Here is a 15,168-nt window from a genome sequence, read left to right as displayed (position 1 = left end):
AGCCAATCTGCGACGGCGGCTGATTATCGCGGCGCCAGCCCGTTCCACACCAGCGCCACGCCGGACAGGAACAGCAGCACCAGCACGACGTCGGAGAAATTGCGGTCGCTGAGCGCGTGATAGAGCCGCGAGCCGAGCCAGGCGCCGAGCAGCGTTCCCGGAAATGCGCAGGCCGTCAGCCAGATCAGTTCCGTCGTCACCAGCCCGCTTGCGATCTGGATCAGCAGCGCGGCGGCGAGGATCGTGAAGTTGAAGATCTGGAACACGCCGCGGCGCTGCTGCTTGCCCCAGCCGCGCACGCTCGCCCACAGGATCGGCAGCGGGCCGGACAATCCGGCGAGGCCGCCGAGGATGCCGCCGGCAAATCCGATCGCGCCGTCGGCCCATGTGCCGCCAAACGAAATCGACATCGGCTTGCGTTGCAGGAACAGCAAGGTCGGAAACACCAGCAGGAAGACGCCGATCGTCAGCTTGAAGACGTCGGGGTCGGCGCGGGCGATCAGCAAAATGCCGATCGGCACGCCGGCGAGGCCGCAGATGACGAACGGCCAGACCAGGCGAAAGTCGATCGTCTTCCAGATCGACGGCAGCGTCGAAACCTGCGCGATCACCGAGCAGACCAGCACCAGCGGCACCGCAAGTGTCGGCGGCAGCACATAGAGCCAGATGCCGAGTGCCATCAGCGCGGTACCGAAGCCGGCGAGACCGGAGACGAAACCGCCGGCAAGCGCGCCGAAGAACAGTATGGCGTAGCTCGCCGTGGTCATTCCTCATCTCGTTCTTATGATCGTTGCCGGGACGTTTACACGACGGTGGCTGTGGGTACACTTCAAAATCGCGGCTCATCAACGATAATCGGAATGGAAGCGTGCCCATGACTGCAAGTGTGTCGACTGCGAACCCGCCAAAAACCTTTCTGGTCTGTCACGGCGCCTGGTCGGCGGGATGGGCGTGGAAGAAGATGCATCCCTTGATGCAGGCCGCCGGGCACCGGCTGATCACGCCGAGCTACACCGGACTCGGCGAGCGCGCGCACCTTGCGCATCAGGCGCTCGACCTGGAAGCGCATATCCAGGACGTGCTCAACGTCATTTCATACGAAGACCTGCGCGACATCGTGCTGGTCGGCCATTCCTATGGCGGCATGGTCGCGACCGGCGTCGCCGACCGGGTGCGCGAGCGTATCGCGCAGATGATCTATATCGACGCCTTCGTGCCGCGTGACGGCCAGTCGCTGTTCGATCTCAACGAAGCGGCCATCGAGACCATGCGTGAACTCGCGAGCGACGGCGACGGCTGGCGCATTCCGCCGATGCCGACGCCGCCGGACACGTCTCCCGCAGATGTCGAATGGCTGACCGCGCGCAGGGTCGACATGCCGATCAAATGCTTCGAGCAGAAGCTGCAGTTGAAGCGCGGCGAGACCGACCTGCCGCGCAGTTATATCTATGCCACCCGTGCCACGCAGGCCGACACGTTCGGCCAGTTTGCCAGGCGAACGAAGCACGAGTCCGGCTGGCGCTACTTCGAGATCGACGCCAGCCACTCGCCGAACGTCACCGCGCCGGAGGCGCTGATGGCGATGCTCGAGGAGATCACGGCCCAGGCTGGGTAGCAGCAGGTCTACCGACGCCGTATCCGTGTGTCGCTTTTTTGAACAATGTCGGGCAAAGCTGATGTCACGAACCATCGTTTGACGTCAACGGCGACGGCAACTTGATCTCGCTTGTTCAGGCGATCTGCGACATAATCCGAGCGCGGCGTGAAACGATGTGGGCGTGGACCGATGAACCGAAGCCCCGTACTCGTGGACTTGGCGCTTCAAGGTGGCGGATCGCATGGCGCGTTCACGTGGGGCGTCCTGGACCGGCTGCTGGAAGAGCCGTGGTTTCAGATCGCGGGCATTTCCGGAACATCGGCCGGCGCAATGAATGCCGCCGTGCTGGCGGATGGCTGGGCCGCGGCCGGCGCCACCGGCGCGCGCGAGGCCCTCGAAAAATACTGGCGCAGCGTTTCGCGTGCCGCCGCGTTCAGTCCGCTGCAACGCTCGCCGCTCGACCGCCTGATGGGACGATGGTCGCTCGACAACTCTCCGGCCTATTTCTTCACCGATTTGATATCGCGGGTGCTCTCGCCTTACGATCTCAATCCTCTCGGCTTCAATCCGCTACGCCGGATCCTGGCAGAGAGCATCGATTTCGAGCGCCTCGCGCGCGCACCGATCAAGCTGTTCGTGACCGCCACGCGCGTGCGGACGGGGCGCGGACGAATCTTTCGTAATGCGGAGATTACCGCCGATGTCCTGCTCGCGTCGGCCTGCCTGCCGACGATGTTTCGGGCCGTCGAGATCGACGGTGAGCCATATTGGGACGGCGGCTATGCCGGAAACCCGACGATCACGCCGCTGGTCCGTGAGACCGACGCGCGGGACACCATCGTCGTCCAGATCAATCCGACCGAGCGGCCGGAGGAGCCGCGCTCCGCCGCTGATATCCTCAACCGCCTCAACGAAATCTCGTTCAATTCGCCACTGGCAAAGGAGCTGCGGATGATCGCGCTGCTCCGTCAGGTCGCCGATCCCGGCACCGGCGAGGGGGCGCGCTGGGCGCAGATGAAGACACATCGGATCAAGAGCGACTTGCTCGCGACGTTCGGTTCGTCGTCCAAGCTCAATGCAGAATGGGCATTCGTCGCCAAGCTGCAGGAGGAAGGACGGCGCGCCGCCGGCGAATTCCTCGATGCGCACGGCGTGGATATTGGCCAGCGTTCGACGGCCGATCTCGACATCCTGCTGACGGAGTGCTGAGGCGATGGGGCTTCTCGGCATTCTCGTCGGGCTCGGCCTGCTGGTCTGTCTCGCGTTCCGCGGCTGGAGTGTCCTCTTGCTGGCGCCGCTCTGTGGGCTGGTGGCCGCGGCATTCGGCGGTCAGCCCTTGCTCGCGAGCTGGACGCAGACCTTCATGACCAGCGCGGCGGAATTTCTCGCGCAGTTCTTTCCGATTTTTCTGCTCGGGGCCGTGTTCGGCAAGCTGATGGACGACAGCGGCGCGGTGGCAGCGGTCGCAGGCTTCATGACCGAGCGGTTGGGCGAGCGCCGAGTCATCCTTGCGGTCGTGCTTGCCGGTGCATTGGTCACCTATGGCGGCGTCAGCCTGTTCGTGGCGTTCTTTGTCATCGTGCCGATGGCCCAATCGCTGTTTCGCACGGCGGGGATTCCGCGCCGCCTGGTGCCGGCGGCGGTCATCCTCGGAACTTCGACCTTCACGATGTCGGCGCTGCCGGGCACGCCGTCGATCCAGAATGCGATCCCCATGCCGTTCTTCGGCACGACGCCGTTCGCGGCGCCCGGCCTAGGCATCGTGGCCGCGATCGTCATGCTCGGCATCGGGCTGTGGTGGTTGCTGCGGGCGGAGAAGACGGCCCGCCGCGCAAACGAGGGCTATGGCGCCGAGCCGCCGCCGGCGTCCGGCGACGCAGCCGATGATGAGCTGGTGCGCGAGCGGGCGACGACGGCGCGGGAATTCGACCCGGCGGAGATACGCCACGGGCATCGCAGCGAAGCGGCCGTCCCGATCTTCAACGCCGTGCTGCCCCTGATCGTCGTCGTCGCCGTCAACCTGGCGATGTCGCTTCTCATCCTGCCGCGGCTTGATTTCGCATTCCTGGCCGAGCAGCGCTGGGGAAGCACGTCGCTGCCGGCGGTCGCCGGCGTTTGGTCGGTCGTCGTCGCGCTGGCGGCCGCGATTGCAACCGTCATCCTGTGCAACTGGACGAGACTGGCCGCGCTGCGGCGAACCATGGACGCCGGCGCCAATGCGTCCGTCCTGCCGGCGTTGAGCGTTGCGAGCCTGGTTGGTTTCGGCGCGGTTATCGCGTCGCTGCCCGCCTTCGGCGCGGTGCGCGACTGGGTGCTGGGAATCGAAGGCGGCCCGCTGGTGTCACTTGCGGTGGCGACGAACATGCTTGCCGCGCTGACGGGATCGGCCTCCGGCGGCTTGACGATCGCACTCGATGCGCTGGGGCCGACATATATGGAACTTGCCGCGCAGACAGGCATCGAGCCCGGCCTTTTGCACCGTGTGGCGGTGATTGGCTCCGGAACTTTGGACATCCTGCCGCACAATGGCGCGGTTGTCAGCCTGCTCGCGATCTGCGGCCTTACGCATCGCGACAGCTATCTCGACATCGTCATGGTCGGGATCATGAACTCCGTCATCGCACTCATCGCGGTGATCGCAATCGGCACCGCGTTCGGGTCGTTTTGACGCGCCGACCGCCGCGCAGATGGGCCTGGCGACGCAGGACGGCGACGGCTGGCGCTCTTTCGAGATCGACGCCAGCCACTCGCCGAACGTCACCGCGCCCGAGGCGCTGATGGCCAACGCTGCAGGAGATCGTGTCCTGACGAGCCGCAATTTTGGGAGCGATGCCAGGCACCGCCCGGAACCAACAAGACGGCGTCAAGCACCACGCGCGTCGCGCACGGCTTGGGCGACTTTGGTCGCCTGCGACACCCGTCCGATCTTCGTGCCTGCAATGATCTTTCGTCGGCGTTCACTTGGCTTCGGCGCCATGCCTTCGCTCGCGGTGGCACCGGCCGGGGGACGCGTCGTGAAGTTCGCGGCCCGGTGCAGCGCGAGGGCCTTACGGGCGGCTTCGACATGCGCCGTCCGGGTCGCCAGATTGTGCTGGCGCCTGAGCTCCGTGTTCACCCGCTTCAGCGCCGCCGCAAATACTTGCTTCCGTTCCGAAGCATGCGCGGCGGTTCCCGGAAAGCTCGTCCCGCGCGCCTCGGTCTTGCCGCGGCTCTCACGCTGCTTGTGGCGGCCGACCGTTCGCTCCTTGTCGCGCATCTTGCGCAAGCGGGGTCGCATCGCCTCGAGCTCAGCCACCTCGACGCCGTAGATGGCGGGGTGATGTGTCAGGCGGATGGCCTCGTATTCCTCGTGGCTGAGAATGCTGCGTTCGAACTTGCAGGCGACAGACATTACCATTCCTCCTCTTGATTTTCTTGAATCTCGGGCAGACGGACACGTCCAGTTCCAGCGAGTGGCTGTTACTTTTCTGCTTCGTCGTCCTTGAGGCGAATTCCCTCGGTCCGCAGAGCCGCGAAGAGAGTCGCGATGTCTTCGGGCTCCATACTGTTCGGGCACAGGCCGTTGAGTTGTTCGGTCGTGATCGTGCCGGTGCTCTTGGCGACGTCTCGGGCCTTCGCCATGATCTTCTGAAGATCCATCTGCGATCCTCCGCGAAGCGGGTAGTCTAGCAGATGAGGCGCGATTGTGGTGCCGGATATGGCGAGGGGCCCGGCGTGTTGCGCCGGGCCCCTCATACTCCAAAGTATCAGCCGGCCTGTAAGCCGGGTTCTGTAGGGCACCGTTCTTTCGAATGGTACGTGACGGCCATTCCTCTGGGACAAGGTTTGCACCTTGCCTCGAGCAACCTACCCGGACAGCGGGCCTGACATCGCCCTGCGGTGTTATCGCGCATGCGCGAACTAACCGCGTTGCCGTCCCTATTCGGTTTTGCTCCCGGTGTGGTTTGCCATGCCGTCTCCGTTGCCGGACACGCGGTGCGCTCTTACCGCACCTTTTCACCCTTACTTCCTCCGAGGAGGGAGCGGTTCGTTCTCTGTGGCACTTTCCCTGGGGTTGCCCCCGCCGGACGTTATCCGGCACCGTATGTCGATGGAGCCCGGACTTTCCTCCCCCGCGGCCTTTCGGCACCAGCGGGAGCGGCCGTCCGGCCGACTGACGTCCATGGCATGGGCGTTTCGGGCGGTCCCGTCAAGCCGGATTAGCCCCGCCAGGGCCGCCAAAATAATTTATCCTGAACAGTCGTCCCGCCTGCCGCCCGTTCGACTGGGTGTCGGCGATCCAGCCGATCAAGAGGAGAGATGAGATGCAGTACCTGTTGCTGATCTACCGGAGCGACGCGGAATATGGCCGTATGAATGCCGACGACCGCAAGGCGGTGACGGCGGAGTACGGCGCTTACACCCAGTCCATCATCCAGAGCGGGCACTTCAAGGCTGGCGACGGGCTGCAGCCGGTGTCGACGGCGACCACGGTGCGGGTCCGCGATGGCAAGACGCTGACGACCGACGGGCCGTTCGCCGAAACGCGCGAACAACTCGGCGGCTACTATCTGGTCGAGGCCAAGGATCTCGACACTGCGCTCGGCCTCGCGGCGCGGATTCCCGGTGCCAAGACCGGCTCGATCGAAGTCAGGCCTGTCATGATCTACGACAACCCGCGATAGCGCCGTCATCTCCGATGAACACGGCGGTCGCGTCGCCGGGCGCGGCCGCCGAGCAACGATCGATGGTCATGACCCCGAGCCAGATCGAAAAAGTGTTTCGCGACGAGGCGGGCCGGGCGCTCGCCACGCTGATCCGCCTCGTCGGCGATTTCGATCTGGCCGAGGATGCGCTGCAGGATGCCTTCGCGGTCGCGCTGCAGCGCTGGCCGATCGGTGAATTCCCCGCCAATCCGCGCGCCTGGCTGGTCAATGTCGGACGCAACAAGGCGATCGACCGCGTCCGCCGCGCGGTGACGTTTCGCGGCAAGCAGCAGGAGTTGACGCATCAATTGTTGCTGGATGCGGAGCCATCGTCCGAGCCGGCCGATGCGACGCTCGACGACGATATGCTGCGGCTGATCTTCACCTGCTGCCACCCATCCTTTGCCGCCGAGGTGCAGGTTGCGCTGACCTTGCGCACGGTGTGCGGGCTGACGACGGCGCAGGTCGCGCGCGCCTTCCTGGTGAGCGAAGACACGATGGCGCAGCGCCTGCTGCGCGCCAAGCAGAAGATCAAGCTCGCCGGCATTCCCTATGAGGTGCCGGAGCGCGAGGCGCTGGAGCCGCGGCTGTCAGGCGTGCTCGCGGTGATCTATCTCGTCTTCACCGAAGGCTACGCCGCGACCGCCGGGGAGGACCTGATGCGGCCCGATCTTGCGCGCGAGGCGATCCGGCTGGCGCGGCTGCTCGATGGATTGATTCCGGCGCGGGGCGAGATCAAGGGCCTGTTGGCGCTGATGCTGCTGCATGATGCGCGCCGCGCCGGCCGCCAGACCGCCGGCGGCGACATCGTGCTGCTCGAGGAGCAGGACCGTTCGCTGTGGGATGTAGAGCAGATCGCCGACGGTGTCAGGCTGGTCGAGGCGGCGCTGCAGCTGCCGGGCCGGCCGCAATCCTATGCGGTGCAGGCCGCGATTGCCGCACTGCATGCGCGTGCGCCAAGTTACAAGGACACCGACTGGCCGCAGATCGCCGGCCTCTATGAGGTGCTGCTCCGCATCAGCCCATCGCCGGTGATCGAGCTCAATCACGCCGCTGCGGTGTCGATGGTCGACGGTCCGGCGCGCGCGCTCGATCTGATCGATGCGCTGGATGCGCGCGGCACCTTGAAGGGATATGACCAGCTGCCCGCGGTGCGCGCCGACCTGCTGCGCCGCCTCGGCCGCAAGGACGAAGCGCGGCAGGCGTATCTCGCGGCCACCGCGGCGACGCAACTCGAGCCGCTGCGGCGGCTCTATGCACGCCGGATCGCCGAGCTGGGGTGATCGTCGCGTCACTCTCCGTCATAGCTTCGCCGCTTCGCTGGCAATGACGATGGAGCGCGCGATCGCTGGTGCTACTTCGCCTTCGCCGCGACTTGCGCCGCCGCATCCGGCGGCAGGCTCTCGAGCAGCGCGTGCAGCGTCGCCATGGTGGAGCGGTCGGCGATCCCGTCGACGCGCTCGGGGCGGAAATGACGCTGGAAGGCGGTGACGACCTCCATGGTGGGGCCATCGAACTTGCCGTTGGTCGGGATGTTGTAGCCGTAACGGCGGAACGCAGCCTGCATGTTGGAGACGTTGTCGCTGATCGCACCGAGCTGCAGCGCGTCGCCACGCACGATCGGCGCCGGCTGCACCCAGTGCCCGACGCCGGAATTAGCCAGCGAGTGCCACGGGAATTTCTCGCCGGGATCCTTCTTGCGCCCCGGCGCCACGTCGGAATGGCCGAGCACGCGATGCGGCGCCACCCTGCGGCGAAGCATGATGCCGCGGCACAGCGCGATGACGGCCGCGATCTGGCGCAGCGGGAAGTCGGGATAGCCCCAATCGTGGCCGCGATTGATGATCTCGACGCCGATCGAGCAGGAATTGATGTCCTCCTCGCCGGCCCAGGCGGAGACGCCGGCGTGCCAGGCGCGCTTGCTCTCCGGCACGCATTGCACGATGCGGCCGTCCTCGAGCACGATGTAATGCGCCGAGACCTCGGTGCCGGCGGTGCAGAGCTGGGCGATTGCGCCCTCGACATCGGGCATGCCGGTGTAGTGCAGCAGGATCATGTCGGGCTGCCGGTCGCCCGCGCGGTCGCCGAAATTGACCGACGGGATGACGTCGGAGGCGATCGAGGAATCCGGCGTGAACGTCTTCACGTCGGCCACGCCCTTCGGAACAGGAAGGACGCGCTGACGCTTCGAATCAGCGTTGCCGGACGAGGACGAACCAGAAGCCATACGAATCACTCAAACCCAAACTTGGAGTACGCATTTTGACATATCGATAAACAAATAGGCGTTTACTATTCCTTTACCGTGCAGGGCCGCGCAATCGGCCTCTCGGGTTCCATCGGCTGCAGGTTGCCCGCGCGCTGGATGCCCGGAGCGAACGCCGAGGCTATCACTCGAAAGCCGATCAAAGTCGCGCGATTCCGCTAACCGATCATCAACGTTTTCTTAACGTTAAGTGCCGTTACTGAGAGGTGAAGTGCCGAACCGGTCTCGGGGGACGGCCAAGGTCCGCTGTTGCGCGAAATCCCATGGAAACCCTCCCAATTCCGGTCGGATATCAGGATTTGCGGCCGAGGACGGGAGTTGGCGCTGGGATCACGCAGCGGCTTTTTCACCGGAATGGTCGGGTAAGGCGCGAGGATTCGAGACGCAATGAGTCGGCGCGCAGCCAGCTTGCATGCCAGTTACGCGGCCCCGTCCGGGGGCGGCGCATGAGCGAGCGTGCGCCCCGCCACATTTCGGTGCTGGGCCGCGAGGCGGTCGCGTATCTCGCGCCGCGCGCCGACGGCGTCTATGTCGACGCCACCTTCGGCGCCGGCGGCTACAGCCGCATGATCCTCGATCTCGCAGGAACCCGCGTCATCGGCATCGACCGCGACCGCACCGCGATCGCGGGCGGTTTCGACCTGGTCGACGGTGCAGGCGGCCGCCTGACGCTGGTCGAGGCGCGCTTCTCTGATCTTGCCGAGGTCTGCGCCGCGCAGGGCGCAGAGACGGTCGACGGCGTCGTGATGGATGTCGGCGTCTCCTCGATGCAGCTCGACCAGGCCGAGCGCGGATTCTCCTTCCGCCTGGGCGGCCCGCTCGACATGCGAATGGGGCAGAACGGCCCGACCGCGGCGGACGTGGTGGCCACCGCGACCGAAAAGCAGCTCGCCGACATCATCTACATCTTCGGCGAGGAGCGCCATTCGCGCGGCGTCGCACGCGCCATCGTCGCCGCGCGCAGGGATGCGCCGATCACGACGACGGACGCGCTGGCCGACATTGTCGCGAAAGTCGTGCGCGCCAAGCCGAACGAGATCCATCCGGCGACGCGGACCTTTCAGGCGCTGCGCATCTTCGTCAATGAAGAACTCGACGAGCTCTATCTGGCGCTCGCGGCGGCCGAGCGCGTGCTGAAGCCCGGCGGCCGGCTCGCCGTGGTCTCGTTCCATTCGCTTGAAGACCGTATCGTCAAGAATTTCCTCAGCGAGCGCGGCAAGGTTTCGGCCGGGTCGCGGCATCTGCCCGAGGTCGCACAGGCGGCGCCGAGCTTTCAGATCCTGACCAAGCGTCCGGTGGTGCCCGGCGAGGCCGAGATCGCGGCCAATCCGCGCGCGCGTTCCGCAAAACTGCGCGCAGCCGAACGCACCGCGACGCCGGCGCATGCGGACGACGACTTGCCGTCCTGGCCGCGCCTCGCCGACCTGAAGCGAGGAGGCTGACGATGCGCCTCCTTCATCTCCTCGTCATCGGCATGCTGATCTTCGCGGCGTCCTACGTCTACCGCATCAAGATGGAATCGACCGCGCGCGTCGAACGCGTGCTGCAGCTCAATGCCGAGATCCGCGAGCAGCGCAACGCGATCGCCACCCTGCGCGCCGAATGGGCCAAGCTCGATGCGCCGCTCAGGTTGCAGGGACTGGCCGAGCGGCATCTGCCGCTGAAGCCGGTCAACGCCAACCAGTATGATTCCCTGAAGAACCTGCCGGAGCGGCCGCCGAGCTTCACGCGGCCCGGTTCGCGCGATCCGATCGGCGCGATGATCGACACCATCGAGGCCGCCGTCGCGCCCGACAGCACGACCGGATCGATCGACAAGGCGGCGGCCGACCAGCCAGCCGCCGACCAGCCCGCGTCCGATGAGTCCGGGCAGGGCGGCGGAGACCAGCAATGACCGGACCAGCCATGATCGATCCGGCGCCCGCCAACAAACCGGCAGCGAAATCCGCCGAGCCGCTGCGCCAGCGGCTGATCCGCTCGCTGTTGTACGGCAGCAATGTCGACCGTGCCGCCAAGGCGCGCGCGCGCGTCGGTCTTGCGATCCTCGCTTTCGCCGCGGTCTATTGCGTGCTGGCCGGGCGGCTCATGCTGTTCGCGGTCGGCGCCGACAGCCATGGTGCGCGGCGCACCGCCTCGCAGGACGCGATCGCGACCGCCAGGCCCGACATCACCGATCGCAACGGCGCGATCCTCGCGACCGACGTCAAGGCGCCGAGCCTGTTCGCCGAGCCGCGCCGGCTGATCGACAAGGACGAGGCGATCGAGCTCTTGACCGGGGCCTTGCCCGATCTGGACACCAGCGAGGTGCGCGACCGCCTGTCGTCGCGCAAGGGCTTCGTCTGGCTGAAGCGCGAGATCACACCGAAGCAGCAGCTCGACATCCACCGCCTCGGTCTTCCCGGCGTCGGCTTCCTGCGCGAGAACAAGCGCGTCTACCCGACCGGCAACGAGGTCGCCCACCTGATCGGCCTCGTTAACATCGACAACCAGGGCATCGCCGGCATGGAGAAGTGGCTGGACAATAACGGTCTGGCCGATCTGCACCGCGCGGGCTTCGCCACCGACCGGCTGCAGAAGCCGGTCGAATTGTCGATCGACCTCCGCGTCGAGCACGCGCTGCGCGACGAACTGATCAAGGCCAAGGAGAAATTCAAGGCCAAGGCGGCCTCGGGTCTCGTCTCCAACGTGCGCACCGGCGAGATCGTCGCGATGGTGTCGCTGCCGGATTTCGATCCGAACAATCCGAAGGAGGCGCACGATCCGGACCGTATCAACCGACTGACCACCGGCGTCTACGAGATGGGCTCGACCTTCAAGGCGTTCACGCTGGCGATGGCGCTCGACTCCGGCCGGTTCGACCTCAACTCGATGTGGGATGCGCGCGGTCCGCTGCACTACGGCAAGTTTGCGATCCATGACGATCACAACATGGGCCGCATGATCAACATGAAGGAGGTGTTCTACTATTCCTCCAACATCGGCGCCGGGCGCATCGCGCTGGCGATGGGGGTCGACGCGCACAAGGCCTTCCTGCGCAAGATGGGGCAGCTCGAGCGACTGCGCACCGAACTACCGGAGAGCGCCTCGCCGATCGTGCCGAAGAAGTGGGGCGAATTGAATACGGTGACGATCTCGTTCGGCCATGGCATCGCGGTGGCGCCGTTGCAGGCGGTGATGGGGATCGACGCGCTGGTCAATGGCGGCTATCTGATCCCGCCGACCTTCCTGAAGCGCAGCGAGCAGGAGGCGATGGCGCTGGCCAGACGCGTCATCAAGCCCGAGACCTCGGACAAGATGCGTTATCTGATGCGGCTGAACGCCGAGATCGGCACCGCGAAGAAGGCCGACGTCAAGGGCTACTATATCGGCGGCAAGACCGGCACCGCGGAGAAGGTGATCAACGGCCGCTACGCCAAGAAGCGCGTGTTGAACGCCTTCACCGCGATCCTGCCCGCCGACAATCCGAAATACCAGCTGCTGATCATGCTCGACGAGCCGCAGCCCCTGAAGGAAACCTATGGTTTCATAACCTCGGGCTGGAACGCGGTGCCGACCGGTGGCAATGTGATCGCCCGAATTGCGCCGCTTTTGGGCGTCGAACCGCGCTTCGACCTGCCGCCGTCCGACCGCCTTATTCTTGCGGCATCGAGAGCAACCCAGTAAGGCGTATAAACACGCGGCGCCAGAACGGCGCCGGCCAGACTGGAAGATCATGAGACTTCGCGACCTCTTCAGCGCCGATGCCACGATCGATCCAAAGGGCGATCCAAGTGCCGATGCCACGGTCGTCGGCGGGCTTGCGGTCGACAGCCGTGCGGTGAAGCCGGGTGATCTGTTCTTCGCGCTGTCGGGCAGCAAGACCGATGGCGCGCGCTTCGTCGATGCGGCGATCGCCGCAGGCGCGGTTGCGATTGCCGGCGACCATCGGCCGCAGGGCACGCCTCGCGTTCCATTCGTCGTCACGCCCAATCCGCGCCGCGCGCTGGCGCTCGCCGCCGCCACGTTCTATCCGCGCCAGCCCGCGACGATCGCGGCGGTGACCGGGACCAGCGGCAAGACCTCGGTCGCCGCCTTCACGCGCCAGATCTGGCAGCGGCTCGGTCACTCCTCCGCAAGCATCGGCACCATCGGTCTCGTCTCCGACAAGCGCACTGTTTACGGCTCGCTGACCACGCCGGATCCGATCGCGCTGCATCGCCAGCTCGACGAGATCGCGGGCGACGGCGTCACCCATCTGGCGTTCGAGGCCTCCTCGCACGGGCTCGACCAGTATCGTCTCGACGGCGTGCGCATCCAGGCCGGCGGCTTCACCAATCTGTCGCGCGACCACATGGATTATCATCCCGACGTCGCGCATTACCTGAATGCCAAGCTCCGGCTGTTCCGCGATCTCGTCGTCGACGGCGGCGCGGCAGTGATCTCGGCCGATCATGATTGCTCGCCCGAGGTGATCGACGCGGCGCGGACGCGCGGCCTGCGCATCATCACCGTCGGCCGCAACGCGGACGCGGGCGAGGGCATCAGGCTCGCCGACGCCGCGATCGAAGGCTTTGCCCAGAGGCTCGCGATCGCGCATCGCGGACGCAATTATGCGATCCGGCTGCCGCTGGTCGGGGAATTCCAGATCGAGAACGCGCTGGTCGCGGCAGGTCTCGCGATCGGCACCGGCAGCGCTGCCGATGACGTGTTCGGCTGCCTCGAACATCTCGAAGGCGCCAAGGGCCGGCTGGAACTGGTCGGCGAGCACAATGGCGCGCCGATCTTCGTCGACTACGCGCATAAGCCCGATGCGCTCGCCAAGGCGCTGCAGGCGCTGCGGCCCTATGCCAAGCGCAGGCTGGTCGTGATCTTCGGTGCCGGCGGCGACCGCGATGCGGGAAAACGTCCGATCATGGGCGCGATCGCCGCCGAGAATGCCGATCAAATCATCGTCACCGACGACAACCCGCGCAGCGAGAGGCCCGAGGCGATCCGTGCTGCGATCATGGCGACCGCAAAAGGCGCGCGCGAGATCGGGGACCGTGCCGAAGCGATCCGCGCCGGGATCGCCGGCCTCGCGCCGGGCGATGCGCTGGTCGTGGCCGGCAAGGGCCATGAGGTTGGGCAGATCGTCGGCGGCACCACGCTGCCGTTCAGCGATCATGAAGCGGTCGCAAAAGCATTGGCCGAGGAGGGCGCATGAGCACGATGTTGTGGACCTCGGATGCGATGGCGACCGCGATGCGCGCCGCGACGCAAGGCGCGTTGCCGGACGGCGTCACCGGTCTCTCGATCGACAGCCGCACCATTGCAAAGGGCGAGGCCTATTTCGCCATCAAGGGTGACGTCCATGATGGACACGCCTTCGTCGAGGCGGCGCTGAAGGCCGGCGCCGGCCTTGCCGTGGTCGAAGCCGCGCAACGCGAAAAATTTCCCGCCGAGGCGCCGCTCCTGGTGGTCGACGACGTGCTCGCCGGCCTCGTCGAACTCGCGCATGCCTCGCGCGCGCGGCTCAATGCGAAGATCATCGCGGTAACTGGCTCGGTCGGCAAGACCTCGACCAAGGAGGCGCTGCGTCGCGTGCTATCGGCACAGGGCGAGACCCATGCCTCGGTCGCATCGTTCAACAATCACTGGGGCGTGCCGTTGTCGTTGGCGCGCTGCCCGGCGAGCACGCGCTTTGCGGTGTTCGAGATCGGCATGAACCATGCCGGCGAGATCACTCCGCTGGTGAAGATGGTGCGGCCGCACGTCGCCATCATCACCACGATCGAGCCGGTGCATCTGGAATTCTTCGCCGGCATCGAGGCGATCGCCGACGCCAAGGCGGAGATCTTTTCCGGACTCGAGCCGGACGGTGCCGTTGTGCTCAACCGCGACAACGGACAATTCGCGCGGCTGCAGAAGCAGGCGAAGAAGGCCGGCATCTCGCGCATCGTCTCGTTCGGTGCCGACAAGCGTGCCGAAGCGCGGCTGATCGACCTCTCGCTGCACGCGACCTGCTCGGCGGTGCATGCGGATATCCTGGATCACGACATCACCTACAAGATCGGCATGCCCGGCCGCCACATGGCGATGAACTCGCTCGCGGTGCTCGCGGGGGCCGCGCTGCTCGGCGCCGATATCGCGCGTGCGGCGCTGTCGCTGTCGCAACTCGAGGCGCCGACCGGCCGCGGTCTTCGTCGCACGCTCGAGGTCGGCCATGGCGAGGCGACGCTGATCGACGAGAGCTACAACGCCAACCCGGCCTCGATGGGCGCCGCGCTCAACGTGCTCGGCCAGGCCCCGACCGGGGCGCATGGTCGGCGCATCGCGGTGCTCGGCGACATGCTCGAACTCGGGCCGACCGGGCCCGAGCTGCATCGTAACCTCAACGAGGCCGTGACCGCCAACCGCATCGACCTCGTATATTGTTGTGGTCCGCTGATGCGGAATTTGTGGGATGCCCTTTCCACCGGCAAGCGGGGAGGCTATGCCGAGAGCTCGGCGGCACTCGAGGCGCAGGCCGTCGCCGCGGTCCGTGCCGGCGACGTGATCATGGTGAAGGGCTCGCTGGGATCGAAGATGAAGCGCATTGTCAGCGCGCTGGAAAAGCGCTTCCCCGACAAACCCGCGCACGAAGAAGCGGTATAGGACCCTTT

At 66.0% G+C, this 15,168-nt stretch carries 14 protein-coding genes and 1 other RNA gene; 10 read left to right on the top strand and 5 right to left on the bottom strand.

Features of this window, described 5'->3' with window-relative positions; genetic code table 11:
• Positions 1-23: 23 nt before the first annotated feature.
• The gene (locus tag JQ507_24675) at positions 24-767 is read right to left on the bottom strand and encodes a sulfite exporter TauE/SafE family protein (protein ID QRI68113.1); all 744 of its coding nucleotides are present in this window, start codon (positions 765-767) and stop codon (positions 24-26) included.
• A 107-nt stretch (positions 768-874) separates the two neighbouring features.
• On the opposite strand from JQ507_24675, the gene JQ507_24670 reads away from it, so the two are divergent.
• The 3 genes from JQ507_24670 to JQ507_24660 all read left to right on the top strand — a co-directional run bounded on the left by JQ507_24670 (position 875) and on the right by JQ507_24660 (position 4,265).
• Positions 875-1,615, top strand: coding sequence for an alpha/beta hydrolase (locus JQ507_24670; protein QRI68112.1), 741 nt, complete (start codon positions 875-877; stop codon positions 1,613-1,615).
• Between the two features lie 171 nt (positions 1,616-1,786).
• Complete coding sequence (locus JQ507_24665; protein ID QRI68111.1) at positions 1,787-2,806, top strand: patatin-like phospholipase family protein; 1,020 nt, start codon at positions 1,787-1,789, stop codon at positions 2,804-2,806.
• A 4-nt stretch (positions 2,807-2,810) separates the two neighbouring features.
• Positions 2,811-4,265 carry a GntP family permease gene (locus tag JQ507_24660; GenBank protein ID QRI68110.1) on the top strand — a complete coding sequence of 485 codons (1,455 nt, stop codon included), beginning with the start codon at positions 2,811-2,813 and terminating at the stop codon, positions 4,263-4,265.
• A 195-nt stretch (positions 4,266-4,460) separates the two neighbouring features.
• Here the strand turns inward: JQ507_24660 and JQ507_24655 are convergent, their stop codons facing one another.
• From JQ507_24655 to rnpB, 3 genes are all read right to left on the bottom strand, one after another.
• A complete protein-coding gene (locus JQ507_24655) occupies positions 4,461-4,988 on the bottom strand; it encodes a hypothetical protein (GenBank protein QRI68109.1) in 528 nt (175 codons plus the stop codon).
• Between the two features lie 68 nt (positions 4,989-5,056).
• Positions 5,057-5,236 carry a hypothetical protein gene (locus JQ507_24650; GenBank protein QRI68108.1) on the bottom strand — a complete coding sequence of 60 codons (180 nt, stop codon included), beginning with the start codon at positions 5,234-5,236 and terminating at the stop codon, positions 5,057-5,059.
• Between the two features lie 103 nt (positions 5,237-5,339).
• An RNA gene (rnpB, locus tag JQ507_24645) (RNase P RNA component class A) lies at positions 5,340-5,754 on the bottom strand.
• Between the two features lie 147 nt (positions 5,755-5,901).
• Here rnpB and JQ507_24640 point away from each other — a divergent pair.
• Together JQ507_24640 and JQ507_24635 are read left to right on the top strand one after the other, a co-directional pair.
• Complete coding sequence (locus JQ507_24640) at positions 5,902-6,261, top strand: YciI family protein (GenBank protein QRI68107.1); 360 nt, start codon at positions 5,902-5,904, stop codon at positions 6,259-6,261.
• 68 nt (positions 6,262-6,329) lie between these two features.
• Positions 6,330-7,565, top strand: coding sequence for an RNA polymerase sigma factor (locus JQ507_24635; GenBank protein QRI68106.1), 1,236 nt, complete (start codon positions 6,330-6,332; stop codon positions 7,563-7,565).
• A 71-nt stretch (positions 7,566-7,636) separates the two neighbouring features.
• Here the strand turns inward: JQ507_24635 and JQ507_24630 are convergent, their stop codons facing one another.
• The gene (locus JQ507_24630; protein ID QRI68105.1) at positions 7,637-8,509 is read right to left on the bottom strand and encodes an N-acetylmuramoyl-L-alanine amidase; all 873 of its coding nucleotides are present in this window, start codon (positions 8,507-8,509) and stop codon (positions 7,637-7,639) included.
• A gap of 485 nt (positions 8,510-8,994) precedes the next feature.
• Here JQ507_24630 and rsmH point away from each other — a divergent pair, with 485 nt between their 5' ends.
• Genes rsmH through JQ507_24605 form a run of 5 tightly spaced genes read left to right on the top strand, consistent with a single transcriptional unit; the run spans position 8,995 to position 15,160 of the window.
• The gene (gene rsmH / locus JQ507_24625; protein QRI68104.1) at positions 8,995-9,990 is read left to right on the top strand and encodes a 16S rRNA (cytosine(1402)-N(4))-methyltransferase RsmH; all 996 of its coding nucleotides are present in this window, start codon (positions 8,995-8,997) and stop codon (positions 9,988-9,990) included.
• A 2-nt stretch (positions 9,991-9,992) separates the two neighbouring features.
• Entirely contained in the window at positions 9,993-10,442 is a 450-nt protein-coding gene (locus JQ507_24620) for a hypothetical protein (GenBank protein ID QRI68103.1), read from the top strand.
• An 11-nt stretch (positions 10,443-10,453) separates the two neighbouring features.
• Positions 10,454-12,211, top strand: a complete 1,758-nt coding sequence (locus JQ507_24615) for a penicillin-binding protein 2 (protein ID QRI73498.1) — start codon at positions 10,454-10,456, stop codon at positions 12,209-12,211.
• A gap of 49 nt (positions 12,212-12,260) precedes the next feature.
• Positions 12,261-13,730 (top strand): UDP-N-acetylmuramoyl-L-alanyl-D-glutamate--2,6-diaminopimelate ligase, encoded by a 1,470-nt coding sequence (locus JQ507_24610; protein ID QRI68102.1) that lies wholly within the window; start codon positions 12,261-12,263, stop codon positions 13,728-13,730.
• Positions 13,727-15,160, top strand: coding sequence for a UDP-N-acetylmuramoylalanyl-D-glutamyl-2,6-diaminopimelate--D-alanyl-D-alanine ligase (locus tag JQ507_24605; protein QRI68101.1), 1,434 nt, complete (start codon positions 13,727-13,729; stop codon positions 15,158-15,160). The genes JQ507_24610 and JQ507_24605 overlap by 4 nt, the downstream gene beginning before the upstream one ends.
• Positions 15,161-15,168 lie beyond the last annotated feature (8 nt).

The organism is Bradyrhizobium sp. PSBB068 (assembly GCA_016839165.1).
GTDB lineage: Bacteria > Pseudomonadota > Alphaproteobacteria > Rhizobiales > Xanthobacteraceae > Bradyrhizobium.
Note: the sequence above shows the minus strand (reverse complement) of the source record. Positions and strands in the feature narration are given on the sequence as shown.

Excerpts from the sequence above, each read along its gene's own strand:
- JQ507_24670 (QRI68112.1), top strand. The coding sequence starts at position 875 with ATGACTGCAAGTGTGTCGACTGCGAACCCGCCAAAAACCTTTCTGGTC.
- JQ507_24660 (QRI68110.1), top strand. The coding sequence starts at position 2,811 with ATGGGGCTTCTCGGCATTCTCGTCGGGCTCGGCCTGCTGGTCTGTCTC.
- rsmH (QRI68104.1), top strand. The coding sequence starts at position 8,995 with ATGAGCGAGCGTGCGCCCCGCCACATTTCGGTGCTGGGCCGCGAGGCG.
- JQ507_24620 (QRI68103.1), top strand. The coding sequence starts at position 9,993 with ATGCGCCTCCTTCATCTCCTCGTCATCGGCATGCTGATCTTCGCGGCG.
- JQ507_24640 (QRI68107.1), top strand. The coding sequence starts at position 5,902 with ATGCAGTACCTGTTGCTGATCTACCGGAGCGACGCGGAATATGGCCGT.
- JQ507_24675 (QRI68113.1), bottom strand. The coding sequence starts at position 767 with ATGACCACGGCGAGCTACGCCATACTGTTCTTCGGCGCGCTTGCCGGC.
- JQ507_24665 (QRI68111.1), top strand. The coding sequence starts at position 1,787 with ATGAACCGAAGCCCCGTACTCGTGGACTTGGCGCTTCAAGGTGGCGGA.
- JQ507_24615 (QRI73498.1), top strand. The coding sequence starts at position 10,454 with ATGATCGATCCGGCGCCCGCCAACAAACCGGCAGCGAAATCCGCCGAG.
- JQ507_24605 (QRI68101.1), top strand. The coding sequence starts at position 13,727 with ATGAGCACGATGTTGTGGACCTCGGATGCGATGGCGACCGCGATGCGC.
- JQ507_24655 (QRI68109.1), bottom strand. The coding sequence starts at position 4,988 with ATGTCTGTCGCCTGCAAGTTCGAACGCAGCATTCTCAGCCACGAGGAA.
- JQ507_24610 (QRI68102.1), top strand. The coding sequence starts at position 12,261 with ATGAGACTTCGCGACCTCTTCAGCGCCGATGCCACGATCGATCCAAAG.
- JQ507_24635 (QRI68106.1), top strand. The coding sequence starts at position 6,330 with ATGACCCCGAGCCAGATCGAAAAAGTGTTTCGCGACGAGGCGGGCCGG.
- JQ507_24630 (QRI68105.1), bottom strand. The coding sequence starts at position 8,509 with ATGGCTTCTGGTTCGTCCTCGTCCGGCAACGCTGATTCGAAGCGTCAG.
- JQ507_24650 (QRI68108.1), bottom strand. The coding sequence starts at position 5,236 with ATGGATCTTCAGAAGATCATGGCGAAGGCCCGAGACGTCGCCAAGAGC.